At 26.9% G+C, this 21,801-nt stretch carries 19 protein-coding genes and 1 pseudogene; 5 read left to right on the top strand and 15 right to left on the bottom strand.

Annotated features, from left to right (window positions below):
• The first annotated feature begins 359 nt into the window (after window positions 1-359).
• Window positions 360-701, top strand: coding sequence for a cupin domain-containing protein (locus JG676_RS06605; protein ID WP_200169976.1), 342 nt, complete (start codon window positions 360-362; stop codon window positions 699-701).
• 6 nt (window positions 702-707) lie between these two features.
• Here JG676_RS06605 and JG676_RS06600 read toward each other — a convergent pair whose 3' ends face one another.
• The 13 genes and pseudogenes from JG676_RS06600 to JG676_RS06540 all read right to left on the bottom strand — a co-directional run bounded on the left by JG676_RS06600 (window position 708) and on the right by JG676_RS06540 (window position 14,521).
• On the bottom strand, window positions 708-1,484 hold the full coding sequence (locus tag JG676_RS06600; protein WP_200217708.1) for an FkbM family methyltransferase: 777 nt from the start codon (window positions 1,482-1,484) through the stop codon (window positions 708-710).
• Between the two features lie 4 nt (window positions 1,485-1,488).
• Window positions 1,489-2,658, bottom strand: a complete 1,170-nt coding sequence (locus JG676_RS06595; RefSeq protein WP_200217707.1) for a pyridoxal phosphate-dependent aminotransferase — start codon at window positions 2,656-2,658, stop codon at window positions 1,489-1,491.
• Between the two features lie 179 nt (window positions 2,659-2,837).
• Window positions 2,838-4,682 (bottom strand): biosynthetic arginine decarboxylase, encoded by a 1,845-nt coding sequence (gene speA / locus JG676_RS06590; RefSeq protein WP_200169979.1) that lies wholly within the window; start codon window positions 4,680-4,682, stop codon window positions 2,838-2,840.
• Complete coding sequence (gene hisS / locus JG676_RS06585; RefSeq protein WP_200217706.1) at window positions 4,679-5,905, bottom strand: histidine--tRNA ligase; 1,227 nt, start codon at window positions 5,903-5,905, stop codon at window positions 4,679-4,681. Before hisS ends, speA begins: the two co-directional genes overlap by 4 nt.
• Entirely contained in the window at window positions 5,902-6,483 is a 582-nt protein-coding gene (gene tmk, locus JG676_RS06580) for a dTMP kinase (protein ID WP_200169981.1), read from the bottom strand. The genes hisS and tmk overlap by 4 nt, the downstream gene beginning before the upstream one ends.
• Window positions 6,474-6,950 carry a pantetheine-phosphate adenylyltransferase gene (coaD, locus tag JG676_RS06575; RefSeq protein WP_200169982.1) on the bottom strand — a complete coding sequence of 159 codons (477 nt, stop codon included), beginning with the start codon at window positions 6,948-6,950 and terminating at the stop codon, window positions 6,474-6,476. Before coaD ends, tmk begins: the two co-directional genes overlap by 10 nt.
• A 20-nt stretch (window positions 6,951-6,970) precedes the next feature.
• Window positions 6,971-7,537 (bottom strand): UbiX family flavin prenyltransferase, encoded by a 567-nt coding sequence (locus tag JG676_RS06570; RefSeq protein ID WP_200217705.1) that lies wholly within the window; start codon window positions 7,535-7,537, stop codon window positions 6,971-6,973.
• On the bottom strand, window positions 7,534-8,193 hold the full coding sequence (gene flgA / locus JG676_RS06565; protein WP_200217704.1) for a flagellar basal body P-ring formation chaperone FlgA: 660 nt from the start codon (window positions 8,191-8,193) through the stop codon (window positions 7,534-7,536). The genes JG676_RS06570 and flgA overlap by 4 nt, the downstream gene beginning before the upstream one ends.
• A 20-nt stretch (window positions 8,194-8,213) precedes the next feature.
• Window positions 8,214-8,984: a MetQ/NlpA family ABC transporter substrate-binding protein gene (locus JG676_RS06560; RefSeq protein ID WP_200169985.1), complete on the bottom strand. Its 771-nt coding sequence runs from the start codon at window positions 8,982-8,984 to the stop codon at window positions 8,214-8,216.
• Between the two features lie 59 nt (window positions 8,985-9,043).
• Window positions 9,044-9,796, bottom strand: a pseudogene (locus tag JG676_RS06555) (methionine ABC transporter permease); the annotation flags it as partial.
• Window positions 9,778-10,788, bottom strand: a complete 1,011-nt coding sequence (locus tag JG676_RS06550) for a methionine ABC transporter ATP-binding protein (protein ID WP_200169986.1) — start codon at window positions 10,786-10,788, stop codon at window positions 9,778-9,780. The gene JG676_RS06550 and the pseudogene JG676_RS06555, both read right to left, overlap by 19 nt.
• 3 nt (window positions 10,789-10,791) lie before the next feature.
• Complete coding sequence (locus tag JG676_RS06545) at window positions 10,792-13,404, bottom strand: valine--tRNA ligase (protein ID WP_200217703.1); 2,613 nt, start codon at window positions 13,402-13,404, stop codon at window positions 10,792-10,794.
• A 31-nt stretch (window positions 13,405-13,435) separates the two neighbouring features.
• Window positions 13,436-14,521, bottom strand: a complete 1,086-nt coding sequence (locus JG676_RS06540; protein WP_200217702.1) for a hypothetical protein — start codon at window positions 14,519-14,521, stop codon at window positions 13,436-13,438.
• Between the two features lie 123 nt (window positions 14,522-14,644).
• Between JG676_RS06540 and JG676_RS06535 the strand changes: the two genes are divergently transcribed.
• The 4 genes from JG676_RS06535 (at window position 14,645) to JG676_RS06520 (ending at window position 19,329) form a co-directional block, all read left to right on the top strand.
• Window positions 14,645-16,660: an ATP-dependent helicase gene (locus JG676_RS06535; protein ID WP_200169989.1), complete on the top strand. Its 2,016-nt coding sequence runs from the start codon at window positions 14,645-14,647 to the stop codon at window positions 16,658-16,660.
• Between the two features lie 54 nt (window positions 16,661-16,714).
• Window positions 16,715-17,455: an extracellular solute-binding protein gene (locus JG676_RS06530; RefSeq protein ID WP_200217701.1), complete on the top strand. Its 741-nt coding sequence runs from the start codon at window positions 16,715-16,717 to the stop codon at window positions 17,453-17,455.
• A gap of 99 nt (window positions 17,456-17,554) precedes the next feature.
• Complete coding sequence (gene tpx / locus JG676_RS06525) at window positions 17,555-18,055, top strand: thiol peroxidase (RefSeq protein WP_200169991.1); 501 nt, start codon at window positions 17,555-17,557, stop codon at window positions 18,053-18,055.
• Between the two features lie 110 nt (window positions 18,056-18,165).
• Complete coding sequence (locus JG676_RS06520) at window positions 18,166-19,329, top strand: MFS transporter (protein ID WP_200217700.1); 1,164 nt, start codon at window positions 18,166-18,168, stop codon at window positions 19,327-19,329.
• Here JG676_RS06520 and JG676_RS06515 read toward each other — a convergent pair.
• Together JG676_RS06515 and JG676_RS06510 are read right to left on the bottom strand one after the other, a co-directional pair.
• Window positions 19,326-21,089, bottom strand: coding sequence for an aminopeptidase P family protein (locus JG676_RS06515; protein ID WP_200217699.1), 1,764 nt, complete (start codon window positions 21,087-21,089; stop codon window positions 19,326-19,328). The genes JG676_RS06520 and JG676_RS06515 overlap by 4 nt on opposite strands.
• A 9-nt stretch (window positions 21,090-21,098) precedes the next feature.
• Complete coding sequence (locus JG676_RS06510; RefSeq protein ID WP_200217698.1) at window positions 21,099-21,638, bottom strand: hypothetical protein; 540 nt, start codon at window positions 21,636-21,638, stop codon at window positions 21,099-21,101.
• Window positions 21,639-21,801: the final 163 nt, after the last annotated feature.

Genomic DNA, 21,801 nt, shown 5'->3' with positions numbered 1-21,801 from the left:
AAAATAAAAACTAATCAGTTTAATATAATAATCTTTGAAAGAATAAAAATAAAACTATTAAATAATATTAGTTTTATTTTTAAATTTAAAATATATTGGAGCTTTATTTATATAAAAAATATTTTTTTTGGTTTTTAGATTGTTTTTTAAATAATTTAAATTATATAAGGTTTATATTGGATAATAAAATAATAAATAACAAAAAGATAAAAATATATATAAAATTTTAAAATATCATAAAATTAAAGTTACAAATATTTAATCAATTTGAAAATCTATCTTAATAATTGTAAAAATTAACATAGGTTTATAATTTACATTTGGTTTTTTGTTACAATCAAATCAAAAAGGAAGTTTTTATGAAAGTTACAAAATGGAGCAGGGCGGATTTTAGCCCAAAGGAAGTTAAAATCAATATTTTAATCGACAATGAAAGTGGTAAGGAAATTCAAATTTTAATGGCTAAAGATAGCATCATGAAAGAACATAAGGCTCCATTTGCTATACATGTTCAGGTTTTAAGCGGTAAAATTTGGTTTGAAGTAGAAAATAAGAAATTAGAACTAAATGCTTTAGATATGATAAGCTTAGCAGCAAATGTGTCTCATTCTTTAGGTGGAATACAAGATTCTATTATAAGGCTTAGTTTAAGTAAATTTGATAGCATTCAAAGGGTTAGTGCTGTGCTTAAGAAGCCTTAATGCAATTTATGACTTGTTTAAATGATTGATCACAGGATCTGTTTTGTGAATGGCTAAAATATTGATCCCAGATTGGAAAATTTCATATTCTAAATTTTTTAATTTATCAATGATATCTTGAGAATTTGATTTAATAATTTCAATCTGTAATATAGGTTTAAAAGTTTTAAGATGGTTTAGACAACCAAGTAAAACTTCTTGTTCCATACCTTCTACGTCTATCTTAATAAAATCAAGTCTTTTAAAAGCAAAGCTATCAAGTTTTAGATAAGGAACTTTTTCTTTTTTTTGAGGCATTTGTCCTATGAATTCGTTATTTGATTTTAGCTCCAAACTACCAAAAGAGGCTTTTTGGGTATAATCTGGAACTAAAATTTCAAGCTCTTTTTGATTTTTATGGGGATTGCCAATAGCCGCGTGTATTGCTTTTGCGTTAAAGCAATTATTAATTGCTATATTTCCTGCTAAAGCATAAAAAAGTCTTTCTTGTACTTCAAAAGCTAATACCTCCCCCCAATCTTGCATTTCTATAGCCCATTTGATAGTATGAGCACCGATATTTGCACCGCAGTCTATCGCAAAAACATTATCTTTATAATATTTTCTACGCAATTTTAAAAGAGTAAGGCAAAGATCAATTTCTTCTGGATCAAAACTGCCATAATTTAAAAATTGAAAACCAACTCCATAACTTCCCTTTGGTGTATCGTGTCTATCTAGATGATTGATGATCATTGTTCCATTGTTTGTGGCAGCTAATATAAAGGGTAAAGGTCTTTTCATAATATTACTTATAATTTGTGATAAAATGACTTATTTTTTCTAAGCCTTTTGTAATGAGTTCATTGCTAGTGGCATATGAAAGTCTAAAATATCCATCCATGCCAAATCCTATGCCTGGAACAACAGCAACTTTTTCTTGCTCTAATAGTTTTTGACAAAATTTCATAGAATCTTTTTCGATTTTTTGTATATTTACAAAAAGATAAAAAGCACCCTCTGGTTTATATACACTAATTTTTGGAGTATTGTTTAGTATACTTAGAGCTAGATTGCGACGTTTTTCAAAGATTTGACGCATTGATTCTATATCTTTATCGCAATCTCCATTTAAGGCCGGGATAGCTGCGTATTGAGAGATGGAGCAAATGTTTGAGGTGCTTTGTCCTTGAAGTCTTTTAACAGCTGAAATTAAGTCTTTATTTTTACTGGCCATATAACCAAAACGCCATCCTGGCATAGCTCCGCATTTGCTAAGTCCATTTATAGTTACAGTGCGTTTTAACGCATCTTCGCTTATACTTGCAAAAGCTGTAAAATCAAAATTATCATAACGAAGTTTTTCATAAATTTCATCGCTTAATACTACGATATTTGTGCCTTCTAAAACTTTGGCAATTTGGGTTAGTTCTTCTTTGGAGTAAATTGAGCCTACGGGATTTGATGGAGAGTTTAACATCAATACTTTAGTTTTATCACTAATGCTATTTTTAAGTTGTTGCGCTGTGATTTTAAAGCCATTTGATTCTAAAGCTTTTATAAATACAGGCTTGCCTCCGGCAAATTTTACCATTTCAGGATAGCTTACCCAATAAGGAGTAGGGATAATAACTTCATCACCTTCTTCAACAAGACATTCTATACATTCAAATAAAGAATGTTTTGCACCAACGTTTGTGATAATTTCATTTATTTCATAATCAAGATTGTTATCTCTTTTGAGTTTGGTTTGTATAGCTTTTAAAACTTCATTTAAACCTACAACAGCAGTATATTTTCCGCAACCTTTTTCAATAGCGACTATAGCAGCATCTTTTATGGCTTTTGGTGTGTCAAAATCAGGTTCTCCGGTTGAAAGACTTATGATATCTTCGCCTTTGGCTTTAAGCTCATTTGCAAGTGTGGCAATAGCTAAAGTGATAGATTCTTCTAAAACTTTAGATCTTTTTGTAAGCATTTTTATCCTTTAATTTTTTATTTTATTCTATCAAAAAAATATATTTGAGCATTGAAAAAATATAAAAAACTCTAATTAAAATCAAAAATGTGGTAAATTGGTAATATTTGTTAAATAAGTAAGATATAACTTAAGATTTTTACTGAGAATTTAATATAAGTAGTATTTTACTGCTTATATTAACTTTCTTTTCCATCTATGCTTTTTAAATAACCATTGTCATTTAAGAAAAGATATAATTCTCCTAAGATATGTTTTTTTTGTTTTTCATCTACTAGTTTTGAATTAGTGATTCTTTCATTTAATATATCCATAATAGCGTGTATATCATAGTCTAGATCTTCTAAAGTATCAAGAATAGATTGTGCTTCTATAATGCTTTCTATTTCATAGGATTTTTGATTTATGCTAATTGTTGCTTCGGTTGGATGGGTAAAAAGATTGTGCTTCATTCCTAAAACTTCTTGATAAGCACCTACTAAGAAAAATCCTAAGAAATAATTTTCTTTTTCTAAATCTACATCGTGTAAGAATAAAGGTTTGTCTTTAGAATATGCGATTTCTCCATCACTATCACAAGTTATATCCCAAATGCTTGCACTTCTTGTAGGTTTTTTGTCTAATCTATCAAGAGGCATTATAGGGAAATTTTGATTTAGGCCCCAAAAATCAGGCATACTTTGAAAAAGTGAAAAATTGATTAGATATCTTTCTTGCACTTCATCTTGTATAGCGAGTAAATCTGTGGTATTTTGTTTATCTCCTACTAATAGTATGGCTTTTTTTGTGATTAGATGAGTTAGAATTTCGGCATTGGATCTATCTTGTAAATCTACATAACCTAAATCAAAAAGGGTTAAAATGCTTTCTAGATGATCTATGCTATCATGTAAATATTCTAAGGCATTGGAAGGTTTTATGCTTTTGTAAAGATCATAAAGCTCGTCGATAAGCTTGGGATTTGTTTTTTTAAGCAAAAGTTTGCTTTCTGTGTATTCTTGTGAGAAAAGCTCTAATACAGGGGCAATTAATACAGCGTGATTTGCAGCTACAAAACGACCGCTTTCTATAAAAATATCAGGTTCAAGATCTTTTTTTTGTTCGGCAATATTTTTTAAGATAAAAACAACGTCGTTGGCGTATTCTCTTAGAGTATAATTTCTGCTTTTATCATTTTTAAATTGAGAGTATTCTACGGCTAAGCCTCCGCCAAGATTAATGGCTTTTAAATTTTTTGCTCCCATTTTTCTAAGTTCGGTATAAATATTTCCCACTTCATTAAGAGCCTTTTTTAAAGGGTGAATTTCTGTAATTTGCGATCCTAGATGAAAATGAATCATAGTAAATTGATCTAAAAGTTTGTTTTCTTTTAATAAATTGATAGCTTCTATAAGCTCAGTTGAAGTAAGACCAAATTTTGAATTAATTCCTCCGCTTTTTGCCCAAATTCCAACTCCTGCTGAATGAAGACGCACTCTTAAGCCTATATTTGGTTTTGGTTTAAAACGCTCTTTTGCTATATCAATGATGGCTTTTAGTTCATTAAGTCCTTCTATGGTTAAGGTGATATTATGTCCCATTTCAGCAGCTATAAAACCTATATTGATAAGTTCTCTATCTTTAAAGCCATTAACTGTAATAGGTGCTTTTTCATTATTGTAAGCCATAGCAAGTAAAAGTTCAGCCTTGCTACCTGCTTCTAATCCATAATTATAATTTTTTCCAAGTCTGACAAGATTTTTAACAAAACCTGGGTATTGATTTACTTTTAGGGGATAAACAGCGTTAAAATTTCCTTTATAAGAGAATTCTTTTCTAGCTTTATCAAAACTTCCATAAATATTTTCAATTTGTTTTTGTATAAGGTGTGGAAAACGTAAAAGCAAAGGACCTTTATAGCCATCATCACGTAGAGATTTAACTATATCGATAATGGCTGGATTTTCTCCATGATTGATACATACTTTACCATTTTTAATGATAAAATTATTATCTCCCCAAATGTCAATGCCGTAATTTGTCATAATACATTCTCCAAATTTTTAATTAAAATTTGCTCTTCTTTTTTTGTATTTAAATTTTTATAGAATAAACTTTCATTTTTTGCTTCATTTTCCCCCATGCAAAGAAAGATTAAATTTTGATTTTTATCAGCTAATTCTAAATGTTTAGCAAGTTTTTTGGCTTCATAACTTAGAATGACTTTATGTTTTTTTCTAAGTTGTGTTGCGAGTTTTAAAAGTTTTGTTATGTATTTTTCATCCATAGAGCAAAGATAAATTCCTTCTCTTTGTAATTTTTCTTCTTTTTGTTCTAAGATAGCGATAATTCTTTCTATACCCATAGCAAAGCCAACGCCAAAACCGCTTTTTCCATCAAGGTATTCAATAAGTTTATCATAACGACCCCCACCTGCAATAGCAGCTTTTGCGCCAATTTCATCACTAATAAATTCAAAAGCTGTTTTAGAGTAATAATCAAGCCCTCTTACTAATTTAGGATCTATTTCAAAATTTACATTATTTTCTTTTAAAATTTTTTGCAAAATTTCAAAATCTTTTTGACAAGAAGAGCATAAATTTTCACTTAAAAGTGGAGCATTTGTGAGTAAATTTTGGCAGTGTTCATTTTTGCAATCTAAAACACGGATAGGGTTTAAACTTTTTCTACGCAAACAATCTTCGCAAAAACCTTCTTTAGAATCTAAAAATCGCACTAAATTTGTGCGGTATTTTGGCATACACTCTAAACAACCTAAGGAATTAATAAGTAATTTAAATTTGATATTTAAGCGTGAAAAAATTTCTACTAACATTAAAATGATACTTGCATCTTCATAAACACTTGCATTTCCAAAGCTTTCAACTCCAAATTGATGAAATTCTCTTAAGCGTCCTTTTTGTGGTCTTTCGTAGCGAAACATAGAACCATGATAAAACCAACGTTTTATAGCATTATTTTTATCCATTTTTTTTTCTATATAAGCGCGCACCACTCCAGCAGTTCCTTCAGGACGCATACAAACGTGATTTTGGCCTTTATCGATAAATTCATACATTTCTTTACCTACTATATCAGAGCTTTCTCCTACGCTTCTTTTAAAAAGAGTGCAAAGTTCTAAATGTGGAATGTTGATAAAGCTAAAACCATAGTTTTTTGCAACTTCTTCGCAAGTTTTAATCACTTTTTCATAGTAATATGCATCTTTATCTAATAAATCTTTCATTCCTTTTAAAGCATTTATCATTTTAAAAATTCCTTTATTTGTTGATGTAGATTTTCTTTTGAATTATCAGCATTTAATTTTAAGAGTTTAAAATCGATTTTTTCTTTTAAAAAATTTAGAGTTTCTTCAAGCTCGTTTTGGACATTTAGAAAATAATCAATACCGCGTTTTTCTATACTATCTAACTTTTTTTTACTTAAGCGTTCTTTTATAAGTTCTTTGTGAGCTTTTAAAAAAATTATTTTTTGCGGGAAGTGGTAATTTAAGGCAAAAGCGTTAAATTCAAAAAGTAAATTTTTGTCAAAAGCTTTATTAGTATAAGCTATACCTGAGATAAAACTACGATCAGAAATGATTAATTTGTCTTGATTTTTTTTTAAGACTTCATCGTAATGCTGGGCACGATCTGCTAAAAAAAGCAAAAGCTCAGCTTTTTTATCGATTTTATGAGATTTGTTTAGTAAAAGTTCTCTTAAATGTTTGCCAAGTTCTGTTCCACCTGGTTCAGCTGTAAAAATAGCGTTTTTAAAACATTTTTTTAAAAGTTCAATTTGAGTGCTTTTTCCTACGCAATCAATGCCTTCAAATACTACATACAAGTTTCATCCTTTAAAAAAGGTAAAATTTCTTTAGGTACTAAAGTGCTTACATCGCCATTATGTGTAATAATCGATCTTACTATAGAGCTTGAAATAAAAGCATTTTTTAAATTTGGCATTAAATAGACGGTTTCTAAATCTTTGCATAAAGAATTATTTGCATAACCCATTTGAAGTTCATATTCAAAATCGCTTACAGCCCTTAAGCCTCTAATTATGATATTTACATCAAGTTTTTTTGCTAAATCTACAAGTAGGGTATCAAAACTAACAATTTCTATATTTTTTAAATTTTTTGTAGCAATATAGGCTAAATTTTGTCTTTGTTCTAATGTAAAATGAGGCTTTTTATGTTCGCTTTTTGCAATGGCAACTATAACTTTATCAAAAATTTTAAGTGCTCTTTTAATCACATCTAAATGCCCATTGGTAATAGGATCAAAAGTTCCTGGATATAAACAAGTCATTTTATTTTTATCCTTTTATTTTAAATTTTTTCCCATCTTTTGTATAAATTATGCTCAATATCTAAAAGATCAAGCCATTTTCCTATGATAAAATTATCAAGATCTTCTAGACTTTTTATTTTGGAATATGTAGCATAAATTGGTGGAGCTATTATAACTCCAAGCATACTTAGTTTTGCCATATGTTCTAAATTTAAAGTTGAAAAAGGCATTTCTCTTACAGCTAAAATTAATTTTTTTCTTTCTTTTAGAGCAACTGCACAAGCTCTTGTAAGCAAGGTATCTGCAAACCCTGAATGAATTTTAGCTAAGGTTGAGATAGAGCAGGGTGCAATGATGGTTTGATTTATTTTAAAAGATCCACTTGAAACAGCCGCGCTTAAATCATCATTTTCAAAAAAAATTGTTTTTTTAAATTCTTCTTTACATAAAAGCTTTAAGTCTTTATGATTTTCATTATAAAAGCTTAATTTTGCTCCATTGCTTACAATGCAAAAAGTTTCAATTTTTTCTTTTTCTAGGTGCTTGAGTAATTTTAATCCTAAATTAACACTACTAGAGCCTGAAATTCCTAATAAAATTTTCATTGTAAAAGTATCCTATTTTTTCCACTTACTATACCTTGCATTACCTTACCCTCTTTGTTTTTAGCTTTTATTCTTTCGCCTAAATTAGCATTTTCTAAAGCGGTTAGTTCTATTTGTATATCTATGTTAGAATCTCTTAATATACCTATAATAGGATCATTTCTTTTGATTAAAGCATTAATTTTAAACATATTTCTTTTTAAAATTGTATTTTTGTTTATATTAACTTTGACTACTAAATTTTTTGCTTCTTCTGCACTTAAAGCATTTAATGGGATTTTATCAAAATCCATTAAAGCTTTATCAAAATCTAAAGGACTTAATTTTTCTCCTTTAAGTATAGATTTTTTTGATTTTAAAATTTCAATATCCGCATCAACAAAATAACGAAAAAAAATATTTTTTTGAATATTTTGTGGTGTTTTAAATTCTGCTCTTAAAAAGCCTTGAGCTTTATTAAATTTTGCATTGGCTAATCTTAAAAATTCGTATTGATCAAAATCTTTAGGCAATGAAGTGTTCATAATATCAATTTTAGTAATAATAATATTACTAAAATTATTTTGTAATTCTTTACTTAAGGCTAATTTAACTTTTTCTATATTATTTGCAAAACATAAGTTAAAAATACAAATAAAAAAAAGTATTTTTTTCATTTTAAAACTTGTATCATTTTTTAAAATGCTGGAATAATGGAACCATTATATTTTTCTAAAATAAAATTTCTCACTTTTTCAGTTTGAAGCGCTTTAATTAAAGCTTTAATTTTAGGATTATTTTCATTTCCTTCTTTAACAACTATAATATTTACATAAGGATTATCTTTATCTTCAATTAAAACAGAATCTTTTAAAGGATTAAGTCCAGCTGATAGCGCATAGTTTGAATTAATGATAGCAAAATCAACATCATTTAAAGCTCTTGGGAGTTGTGCTGCTTTTAATTCTATAAATTTTATTTTTTTAGGATTATCTATAATATCAAGTGGAGTTTTTAGGGCAGAATTTTTAAAAGAGATCAATCCGCTTTTACCTATAAGATCTAAAGCTCTACTTTCATTAGTAGGATCATTTGGGATAGCAATTTTTGCTCCTTCTTTGATATCATTTAAGTTTTTATATGTTTTAGAATATATCGCCATAGGTTCTATATGAATAGCGGCTACTTTAACTAGTCTTGTTTTTTTGATATTGTTAAATTCTTTTAAATAAGGTTCGTGTTGAAAAAAATTTGCATCTACTTCATTAGCATTAACGGCTAAATTAGGCAAAACATAATCAGTAAATTCTTTGATTTCAAGTTTATAGCCTTGTTTTTCTAAATCTGGTTTAACTTGTTCTAAAATTTGTGCATGTGGAACAGGCGAAGCTGCAATACTTATGGTCTCAGTTGCATTAAGATTAAGATAGGTTAAAAAAAATAATAATACCAAAGCTTTTAGTTTCATTTTTTTCCTTAGTTTTAAATTTTAAAATTATAAAAAAGTTAAGTAAATAGGTATTATTTTTTGCTTAGTTTGTATAATAAATTTCCTATTATTTGAACTATTTGAACCAAAATAAGCAAAATAATAATTGTTTGAAGCATTATTTCTGTATTAAAGCGTTCATAGCCGTAGCGAATAGCAATATCTCCTAATCCACCTCCACCAATAGTTCCAGCAAGTGCTGAGAATCCTATGGTAAAAATTAAAGTTAAAACTATACTATTAATAACATTTGGTAAGCTTTCTACAAAAATAATTTTAAAAATTATTTGTAAATTATTGGCCCCATAAGACTTAGCTGCTTCTATGGTCGATTTATCAACTTCTTTAAAAGCACTTTCAAGCATTTTGGCTAAATAGGGTGCTATACCTATAGATAAAGGTATAATTGTTGCGCTTGTTCCTATACTCGTTCCTATTATAATTTTTGATAAAGGTAAAAGTATGATAATAAGTATAAGAAAAGGAAAGGCACGCAAAGTGTTAATAAAAAAATCTAAAATTCTATAAAAAATAATATTTTCTTTTAAGCCATTTTTATCATATATAGTGAGTAAAATAGCAGGAATTATAGCTAAACAAAACCCTAAAAAAGTCGCTACAAAACTCATATAAAGAGTTTCATTTAAAGCTGTTTTTAAAATGTTTTCAAAATTTGTTGGAAAAGTTTGGAAAGTATTAATTAAAGTTGTATTAATACTTTGAAGGGAAAAGTCATCATAAAACTGTTTTATTCTGTCTAAAAAATTTTCATTCAAGATACTATCTCCCATAAAACTTTATTTTTTTCAATATAATTTAATACTTTTTCTTTATCCTGTTGATCAATGTTAATGACTAAATTACCTAAAGCATTTCCATTTAGTTTTTCTATTTTGCCCCAAACTATATTAAAGTCAATATTAAGCGTTCTAGCCATATGTGTGATTATACTTTTTTGAGCAATTTCTTTTGGAAAATAGAGTTTGATATTTAAGCCTTTATCCGGTAAAAAATCATTTTCACCTAAAAATTCTTTCATTTTGTGATTAGGCTTTAAAAAAAGTTCATCAATCAAACCTTCTCCTATAACTTTACCTTTTTCAAGCAAAATAGCTTTTTGTGCCACTTCTTTTACAACGTCCATTTCGTGAGTTACTAAAACTATGCTTATGTGAAGCTCTTTATTGATTTTTTGTAAAAGTTCTAAAATATTTTTAGTGGTATTTGGATCTAGTGCTGAAGTTGCTTCATCACTTAAAAGAATTTTAGGATCAAGTGTTAAAGCTCTAGCTATAGCTACTCTTTGTTTTTGTCCCCCGCTTAATTCTTTTGGATAGGCTTTACTTTTTTCTAAAAGTCCTACTATATCTAAAAGCTCATTGACTTTAGATTTAAGTTCATTTTCGCTCATAAAATCTTTTTTAAAAAGTTTTGAATAAAGCTTATTTTGACTATAATGCATTCTTAAGGGTATTGCAACATTTTCAAAAACATTTTTTCTATTGATTAGAGCAAAATTTTGAAAAATCATTCCTATATTTTTTCTTAAAAATCTAAGTTTTTTTGGATAATTTTGTTTTAAATTTGAAATTTCTTCTCCTAAAACTTCTAATTTTCCTTCTTGATAATCTTCTAATCCATTTATACATCTTAAAAGAGTTGATTTTCCAGCACCGCTATGACCTACAATGGCATAAATTTCTCCTTTTTTTATCTCTAGGGAAATATCATTAAGAACTAAATTTTGCTGATAATATTTTTTTAAATTTGTAATTTTTATCAAAAATCACCCTTTTAAATTTTTTAATTCTAAGTCAATCTTTTTAAGTTGTTCTTTTAGACTGATTGAAGTATTAGTATTTTGCTCGATAATATTTTTTGGAGCGTTTTTGAGAAAATTTTCATTTGAAAGCATAGTATCTAGCTTTAAAAGTTCTTTTTGTAATTTTGCTTTTTGATTTTCTAATCTTTGGATAATAGCGCTTAAATCAATATTATCTAAAGCAATGAAAATTTCTAAATTTTCACTTACATCGCAAACAGAATTTGGTATTTTTGTATCTGTAAATTCGATCGATTCACATTTGGCTAAATTGGTAATAAAATGAGAATAAAGCTCTAATTTATTTTTTTGTTTTGCGTTATTTAGCTTTATAAAGGCTTTTTCAATTTTAGAATTTCCAAGCTCTATTAAGCTTTTTGCACGGCGGATACTGACTATACTTTCTATAAGTAAATTAAAAATTTCTTTAATTTCTAAATTTTCTTTATCAAAAGTTGGATAAGTGCTTATCATAATAGAAGAAGTATTTTCAAGATCACTTTTGCTAAGTTTATGATATAAATATTCGCTGATAAAAGGCATAAAAGGATTTAAAGCTTTTAAGGCTTCTTTAAAGATGCTGCCTAGCTCTTTAATACTTGATTTATCTGCTTTACTAAGTTCTATACCCCAATCGCAAAAATCATTCCAGAAAAATTTATAAAGTATATTAGCACTATCATTAAAACGGTATTGTTCTAAATTTTCTCTTACATTCTTAATACATTCTTGAAATCTTGCATAAATGTAAATTCCAAGATCGCTTTTTAATTCTATATTTTGCAGATCTTCAAATTTGTCTTGATTTAAAAGCAAATAATTACTTGCGTTATAGAGTTTATTGGTAAAGTTCCTAACTTGCAAAAGTTTGTCATTGCTTAATTTTATATCCCTTCCTTGTATAGCAAGAAGTGCTAGGGTAAAACGTAAAATATCAGCACTATATTCTTTGATACATTCATTTGGATCGATCACATTACCTAAGCTTTTACTCATTTTTCTGCCTTGCTCATCTTTAACAAGAGCATGTAGATAAATATCTTTAAAAGGTAGTTTTTCAAAAACATTACTACTTTGAAACATCATTCTTGCTACCCAGAAAAATAAAATATCAAAACCTGTAATTAGCAAAGAGTTAGGATAAAATTCATCTAAATCTTCTTTGTTCCATAATTTTCCTTCGCCCCAATGCTCATTACCCCAGCCTAAAGTACTAATAGCCCAAAGTCCTGATGAAAACCAAGTATCTAAGACGTCTGGATCTTGAGTTAAATTTTTACTCCCGCATTTTGGACATTGGCTTGGTTGTTCTTGGCTTGCCCATTCATAAGAACATTCACAATAATAAACAGGAATTTGGTGTCCCCACCATAATTGTCTTGAAATACACCAGTCTTTTAAATCTCTCATCCATGCGTTAAAACTATTAATCCAGTGTGAAGGATAAAATTCACTTTCTTTTAGATTGATTTTTTCTATGCTTTTTTGAGCAATTTCTTTTTTAACAAACCATTGTTTTGAAATATAAGGTTCTACTATATTATTGCATCTATAACAATATCCTACTTGATGAGTATAATCTTCTATTTTATCAATAAAACCTAATTTTTCTAATTGAGCTATGATTTTTTCTCTAGCCTTTAATCTTTCTAAGCCTTGAAATTCTAAACAATGTTCATTTAAGATACCTTTTTCATCAAAAATGGTGATAAATTCTAAATTATGTCTTTTGCCGATTTCATAATCGTTTGTATCGTGAGCCGGAGTAACTTTAACTATACCTGTTCCAAAATTTGTATCAACATAATCATCAGCAATTATTTTAAGAGTTCTTTTGCAAAGAGGTAAAATAACTTCTTTTCCAATGAAATTTTTATAACGCTCATCATTTGGATTTACCATTAAAGCACTATCGCCAAATAAGGTTTCAGGTCTTGTAGTTGCAATTGTAACAAAATCATTGCTATCTTTTAAAAAATATTTAATATAATAAAGCTTGCCTTTTGTTTCTTTATAATCAACTTCAATATCACTTAAAGCCCCATCGTGAGTACACCAATTAATCATATAATTTCCGCGTACAATGAGCTTTTTATTGTAAAGATCTACAAAGGATTTTTTTACCGCATTAACAAGTCCTTCATCCATTGTAAAACGTAAGCGAGACCAAGCTGGAGTAATGCCTAAAGTTCTCATTTGATTAAGAATTTTATCTCCGCTTTGTTTTTTCCATTCCCAAACTTTTTCTATAAATTTTTCTCTACCCAACTCTTCTTTTGTTATACCTTTGGCGAGAAGTTGTTTTTCTACAACATTTTGAGTAGCAATACCAGCGTGATCAAGTCCAGGTTGATAAAGAACCTTATAGCCGTCCATTCTTTTATAGCGTGTGATGATATCTTGTAAAGTAAAAGTTAAAGCGTGCCCTATGTGCAAAACTCCTGTAACATTAGGAGGAGGCATCATAATACAAAATACTTTTCCATCTTTTTGAATGGCTTTATTTGAATCAATTTCAAAATAGCCTCTTTCTTCGCAAATTTGATAATATTTTTTTTCTAAATTTTTATCATACATCAATTGCCTTTATCATTTTGCTTAAATTTATTTATATAGAAGTAATTTCTATAATTTCGCAAAATGGAAAAAAGTATTGTGCCGTATTAAGTCCGGTTTTTAAACTTTTAATATGTTTTGAAAATTCACTTCCTTTGCCTTCTTTTTTTATTTGAAGTTTGAGTCTTTCTATGATTTCTTCACGCGCTACGTGTTGGTTTAATGTGCTAAGATTGTTTAAATAAGGACTTAATTGATTAAGATTGATATATTTATAAGCTTTTTTCATATCTGAAAAAATAATTTCTTTATTATAAATAGTTAATTTCATTTCTCCTTTTGGTAGCATTTTTACAAAAACGCTTAAATAATAATCTTTTGAATTATCTTCTATAGAATTTAACATATCTTTTAAAAGATTAATTCTATACTGACTTAGGAATTTTCCATCTAAAACATAAACTTTCATATTTTCTGTGCTAAGCTCTGGTTCTAAGCGACTATTTTTTCCTATACTTAGATATTCTCTAGCTGTATTTAAGTATTTATTTTTATTTGATTTGTTTGATTGAAGTTCTTTTTTAATAGCCTTTTCTCTTTCTAAGATTTTTTGTTGTTTGCTAATTTCTTTTTTAAGAGCTTCTATTTTAGCTTGTTTATCTTCTTTTTGTAGTTGTTGTGAATTATTATTTGTAGTATTTATATATTGATTATTTTCATCTGTTGTGGTTGTATTACTTATATTGTTATCTGTATTTAAACTTTTATTATTTTCATTTATATTAATATTAGTATTAGTTGCGTTGCTATCATTATTTATATTTTCATTAATTTCACTTGTTGTAACTGTATTGTTTATATCGTTGTTTAAATTTTGATTTTCATTTAATGAGGTGGTTTCTTGTTTTTTTATGATGTTATTGTCGATATTGGTATTATGTGTTGAATAATCTTTATTTGTAGATGAATAAGAATTATTATAGTTGTTGGTATATGATTTTTGTTCAGAGTAAGAATTATTATTTAAATTATAATTTTTTGGTTTTGAGTATTCAAAAAGATAATAATAAGTTCCGCCAAGTATTGCAATAATAGCTATTAGTATACTAGCAATAATAGAAAAAATTTTAAAATTCATTTGTTATTCCTTAAATAGAATGTAAAGCAGTTGGTATTGTACTATAATCAAATATAAAGTAATTTTAAATTTTTATATTTTTAAGTAATTTTTTTTTATAATTTAACTTTTATAAGGAAAATAATGCCTCTTTCGAAGTTAAATAACGAACAATATCTTGCCGCTACTACTAATTTTGGACATAATCTTATCATAGCAAGCGCAGGGACAGGAAAAACTTCAACTATTGTTGCAAGAATAGCTTATCTTTTAAAACAAGGTATTGAACCTGAAAAAATTATGCTTTTAACTTTTACTAATAAAGCAAGTAAAGAAATGCTTACAAGATTATCAAAATTTTTCAATAAAGATATCACAAAGAAAATTTTAGCAGGAACATTTCATAGTGTAGCGTATTCTTTGCTTAAGCAAGAGAATAAAAATATTCTTTTAAAACAAAGTTCAGAATTAAAAGTTTTACTTAAAAGTATATATGAAAAGCGAACTTTTTCTCATTTAAGCGATATTAAACCTTATCAATCAAGTTATCTTTATGATGTTTATTCTTTATTTCAAAATAAAGCTTTTATGCAAGAATTTTATTATTGGTTTTGTCAAAATTATGAAGAACAAAGTATTTACGCTGAAATTTATGAAGATATTCTTAAGGAATACGAAGAAGAAAAAAAGCGTTTTAATTATGTTGATTTTAATGATTTATTGATATATCTTAAGGAGCTTATTAAAAATAAAAAATTTGAATTTGATGAAATTTTGGTAGATGAATATCAAGATACTAATGCTTTACAGAGTTCTTTAATTGAAACTTTTTGTTCAAAAAGTTTATTTTGTGTTGGAGATTATGATCAAAGTATTTATGCTTTTAATGGAGCCGATATTAATATTATAGGTGGTTTTAAGGAGCGTTTTAAAGATGCAAAAATTTTTTCTTTAAATAAAAATTATAGATCATCTAGAAGTATTTTGGCTTTAGCTAATAAAGTTATTTTAAACAATGAAAGACTTTATCCTAAGGAGTTAATTGTAACTAGAAATGATGAATTTAAAGCTCCAACTTTATTAAAATTTGAAGATTTAATAGAACAATATCAAAATATTGCAAAGATGATTTTAACCAGCGGTATTTCTTTAGAAGAAATTGCTGTTATTTTCCGCAATAATTCTAGTGCAGATGGTATAGAAATAGCTTTAAAGGAACAAGGAATTGCTTGTGTTAGAAAAGGAAGTGCAAGTTTTTTTGAAAGTTTAGAGGTAAAAGCTTTTTGTTCTTTTCTTTCTTTAATTGTAAATCCTAAAGATATTATGGCTTTTATCCATCTTATAGGTTATTCTAAAGGAGTAGGTGGAGTTTTAGCAAAGGAGATTTTTGATTCTTTATTAAAACTTGGACACGGAAATTTGATTAAGGGTTTTTTAAAACCTGATAAAAATGTAGATTTAACTACTTTTACAAAAAAAAATTATGAACTAGGTCTTTTTTCAGATTTAAATGAGCTTGCTAATGAAAAACGCTTTAATCTAGAAAGTGAATTTAATTCTCATCCTGTATTAAAACTATCTAAAATCACAAAAGAATGTGCTTTAAATTTGGAAAAAATTTATCTTTTTTTAAGCAATGCACAAGAGCAAAGACATTCTATAGAAATAATTCATTTAATTTGTAAAAATTCTTTTTTTCTTGAAATTTGTGAAAAACTTGCAAATAAAAGAGCAACTAATAAAGCAGGGCAAGTTGATCTTTTAAGAAAAAAAGAAATTTTAGAAAAAATTGATACAAAGATTTTTATTTTAAAAGATTTAGCAAAAAAATATTCAGATATTTATAAATATTATAATTTTTTGGCCTTGGGCTCTAATGAAATGAATAATGGTAAAGGAGTAAATTTATTAAGCATACATGCAAGTAAAGGGCTTGAATTTGATTTAGTTTTTGTAATAGATTTAGCACAAGGACGCTTTCCTAATCAAAAACTTATTTCAATGGGTGGAAGCTTAGAAGAAGAAAGAAGATTATTTTATGTTGCTGTTACTAGGGCTAAAAATATACTTTATTTAAGTTATGCAAAATATGATAAAAATAAAAAAACTTCTTTTGAACCTTCTTGTTTTTTATTTGAAGCAGGACTTTGCAAGAATTAATTAATCATAACTCGTTAAAATTTTTTGTTTTAAAAATATTAATGAAAGGTTTAAATGAAAAAAATAATTATTTCAAGCTTAATAGCGGCAAGTTTTTTAAATGCTGAGATTTTAGTTTATGGTCCAGGTGGTCCGGCTCCTGTTATAAAAGAACTTGCAAAAAAATTTGAAGAAAAAACAAAAGAAAAAGTTACTATAGTTGCAGGCCCAACTTCATCTTGGATTGACAAGGCAAAAGAAGATGCTGATTTAATTTATTCTGGTAATACTTCTATGATGGATGATTTTATTAAAAAAATTCCAAATTTAAGTTTGGAAAATTTAAATGTTTTAAATGTGCGTCCTTCTGGAATTATAGTGCGCCCAAATAATCCCAAAAATATTAAAAATTTTGAAGATATTTTAAAAAATGATGTTAATATAATGGTTGTAGATGGAGCGGGTCAAGTGGGGCTTTATGAAGATATGGCTTTAAAAAGCGGTAAAAGAGAAAATCTTGTTAAGTTGCGTAAAAATATTAAGGTTTATGCTAAAAATTCAAAAGCCGCAATAGATGAATGGAACAATAATCAAAATATAGATGTTTTAATCATTTGGTCTCATTGGGCCAAGGCTTTAGGCGAAAAAGCTTTGTTTATAAAAGATAATAAGGCTGTAATTTATCGTGCAGCTGAAATAGCTCCAACTCAAAAAGGACTTCAAAATAAACAAGCTTTAGAATTTGTTAATTTTATACAAAGCAAAGAAGCACAAAAAGCATGGAAAGAATATACATGGAAAGCTATAAAAAAATAATTTTAATTCAAATATTAAAAATAATTAAATTTATTTAAGATATAATTACTCTTAAAAACATTAAATTGATATGTTTTATTTTATAAAAAAGGATAAATAATGAATTCAGTAAATTTCAAAGGTAGTTTAGTAAAACTAAAAGGCAATTCTTTAGAAGTAGGTGCATCGGCACCAAAAGTAAAACTAAAAGCAAAAGATTTAAGTGATGTTAATATAGCAGAAGAAGGAAAAACTCAAATTATTTTGAGCCTTCCAAGTCTTGATACTCCAGTTTGCGCTACAGAAGCAAGAGAATTTAATCAAAAAATAGCTTCTTATAAAAATGCACAAGTTATAGTTGTAAGCATGGATCTACCTTTTGCAATGGGAAGATTTTGCTCTACAGAAGGGATTGATAATATTATAGTAGCAAGTGATTTTGTTGCAAAAGAATTTGGGGAAAAATATGGTGTTTTAATTGCAGATGGCGCTTTAGAGGGTTTATTAGCGCGAGCTGTATTTGTAATCAAGGAAGGTAAGATTGTTTATAAAGAATTAGTAAATGAAATCACAGAAATGCCAAATATTAAAGAATTAGATGCTTTTTTCCAAAATAATTAAATAATGATTTGATTTCAATAAATGTTTTATTAATATTATATTAATAAAACATTTTTAAGTTATTTTAGATAAAATTACCCCTTTAAATCCTTTAAATAAATGATTGTGATATGTATTCTATTTACAAAAAGATTTTTTGGCTCAATTTTTTTATAGTTATTACCATAGCCTTTAATTTAAGAGTTCCTATAACATCCATAGGTCCTGTTATTGATACAATCAAAGAGTATTATTTGCTTAATTCCACTTTAGCAGGTATGCTTACTACTTTGCCTTTAATTTCTTTTGGAGTTATTTCCTTTTTTGTGGGTTATTTTTCACCTTTAAAGACTATGGTAATGGGGATAGTTCTCATTTTTATTGGAGAATTTTTAAGATCCTATGCTGGATATTTGGGATTATTTTTAGGTATGTTATTCTTAGGTTGTGGTATCGCAATTGCAAATGTATTACTACCAAGTTTTATAAAAGAAAAATTCCCTAATAAAATTTCTTCTATGATGGGTGTTTATAGCTTAATGCTTAGTATTTCTTCTATAGCTGGTATTTTTCTAGCTATTCCTTTGCTTAATTTTTTAGGTATAAAAGGTTCAATGGCATTTTGGATGATTTTTGCTTTATTGGCTTTAATTATTTATTATCCTCAAGCAAAAAATGGACGTTTTTTAAGAACTAAAAAGAAAATTAAAAAAAATATTAATCTTTTTAAAAATTCTACAGCTTGGAAAGTTACGCTTTTTATGGGTTTGCAAAGTTTTTTAGCGTATAGTATTTTTTCTTGGTATATTCAATTTATTATCGAAAAAGGATATTCTAAAGAATTTGCTACGCATATGATTTTGTTTGCGCAAATTGTTGCTGTGCCTGTGTCTTTGTTTGGCCCCTTGCTTCTAGGAAAAATTAAACATTCTTTTCATAGTATTTATATAGCTACTTTGTGTAGTTTATACGTTATATCTTTTGCTTTATTGTTCTTTTTTGATAGCAAGGAAATGATTATTTTATGCTCCTTTTTTATAGGTTTTCCTTGGGGTGGAGTTTTTGGGATAGCTTTGCTTTTTATTGCGCAAAAAAGTTCTAATGCTCAAATTGCAACAAAACTTTCTTCTTTTGCTCAAGGTTTTGGATATCTTATAGCAGCACAAGCTCCTTGGATTATAGGTTTTATGCATGATAAATTTGAAAATTTTCAAAGCTCTATTTTAATGCTTTTGTTTGCAAGCATATTGGTTAATATTTTTGGTTATTTAAGCTTAAAAAGCTCTAAAATTTAAATAGGAGCTGTTTTTTTCTTTAACCATTTAAGTTCTTTTGTTTGAAGTTTTTTATGAAGTTTTTTATAAACTTCTTTGTGATAGTTGTTTAACCATTTTTTTTCTTTAGAATTTAATAATTTTATATCGATACATTTTCTTTCAAAAGGACAAAGAGTTAAAGTTTCAAAATATAAATAATTTCCAAATTCTTGCTCTTTAGCTTTTTCAATATCTAAAATAATAGCTAAATTCTCAAGTCTTATTCCCCATTTATCTTTTCTATAAATACCAGGTTCTAATGAACTTATCATACCTTTTTTGGTTTGATTTTTTAAAGAAGGCATAGTTGTATATGAAAGATTTTGCGGACCTTCGTGAACACTTAAAAAATATCCAACCCCGTGACCACTTCCGTGATTGTAGTTTATTTGATGTTCCCATAAAGGTTTTCTAGTGATACTATCGAGTAAAGGCATAGAAATATTTTTTGGAAAAATGGTGGTAGAAATTGAAATTAATGCTTTTAAAACTAAAGTATAATCTTTTTTTTGTTTAGCACTAATTTTTCCAATAGGAAAAACACGTGTGATATCTGTTGTTCCATTTAAATATTGACCTCCAGAGTCAATTAATAATAAACCATTTCCTTTGATTGCAGATGAGTTTTTTTCATCTGCTTTATAATGAATTATTGCTCCATTGGCATTAAAACCTACAATATTGGCAAAACTATCACTAATATAATAAGGACTCATGGAGCGTAATTTGCTTAATTTTTCTCCAATTTCAAATTCATTAAAACCTAAATGAATATTTTCTTCAAGCCAAGAATAAAAACGACAAAGTGCCACACCATCTTCTATCATAGCTTTTTTGATGCAAGAGATTTCTTTTTTATCTTTGCAAGATTTTAAATATGTGCTTGGATTTAAATCTTGTATTATTGTAATGTTTTTTAATCCTTGAATAAAAAAAGATGTTGTTTTGTTAGGATCTATTAAAAGTGTTGTATTATTTAGTTTTTTAAGCTCTTCGTGTATGTTTTCATAATTTTTTAAAATAATACCTTCATTTTGTAATTTATTTTTCAAAGAATGATTAAGTTTTTTTGGATTGATAAAAAATAAAATCTGATTTTCCATAATAAGCAAAAAGCTAAAAAAAAGTGGATTAAACTCTATATCTTTTCCTCTTAAATTTAAAATCCAAGCTATATCATCAAGGCTAGAAATAAAATGCGCATTAGCATTTAATCGTTTCATTTCTTTGCGTACTAAGGCAATCTTATCTATTCTAGATAAAGAATAAAATTTTTTAGAATGTTCATAAATGTTATATGTTGGAAGTTCTGGTCGATTAATCCAAATTTTAGAAATTAAATCATAATGTTTTAAATTGCAATATTTTTTTAAATCTTTTTCAAGTGTTAAGGGAAGAGTTTTAAAATCAATTCCTATAGTTGTTTTAGAATTACAATATTCTTTTATCCAGTCTTTAAAAGTATGATTTATATCTTGTTTTTTTAAGATAACTCCACTTTCTTTAAGCTCTTTTTGTGCTTGAAGCCAATATCTTCCATCTGTCCATAAAAATGCATTATTATGCGTAAAAACAAGTACTCCATAAGAACCTTTAAAGCCACTCATAAAAGATATACATTGATGATGTTGTGCTAAATATTCTGATAAATGTGGATCAGAATTTAAAACTATATAAATATCAATTTTATTTTTTAGCATATTTTTTTGCAATAAAGATATTTTTTGTTTATATGTCATTGTTATCCTTTATTTTAAACTTGCAAAATCAAGCATTAATTTAAGTTCTAAATTAATGCTTTTTAGATTTTCTATATTGATATTTTTTATATTAAAATAAAATTTTGAATTTTCTAAGGCTAGGAGAAATTCTAATAAATTTTTAAAATCTCCTCTTGCTATTAAAAAAACATTATATTTTTGTATATAGTTAAATTCTGTGCGTGAATTTTGGATATCTTCAAAAATAATATTATATTTTTTTGCTAAAATTTCTATTTCTTTAATGTATTCTTCATAGTTGTATTTAAATTTATTGATTTGTTTATTATAGGAATTGATTGTTTGTGTTTGTTTTAATAGAGTGTCTTGTAATTCTTTTTGTTTTGCTTTTAGATTAGAAAGTTCTATTTTTTGATTATATATATTTTGTTCATCAATATTTAGTTCATTTGCAACAAAATCAAAGAGAAATTCATAACTTTTAAAAGCTAAAAAAAATGCAAATACAGCTAAAAAAATAAAAATAAGAATTTTTTCTCTTAAACTTAAATTATTAAGATCAATCATTTTTATAATCTAAAAAAAATTTTTAATGCAATTTCATTTTTATCAATAATTTTAAATAAAGAATTGTTATCAAATAATTCTAATGTTTTTTTGAAATTGTCTTTATTGTGGAATGAAACTATAATGGTATAATTTGATAGATTAAGGGTTGAAATTTGTATAT

It is taken from the genome of Campylobacter sp. 2018MI34 (assembly GCF_016598975.1).
Lineage (GTDB): Bacteria > Campylobacterota > Campylobacteria > Campylobacterales > Campylobacteraceae > Campylobacter_D.
This window is presented reverse-complemented; position numbering and strand designations above follow the sequence as displayed.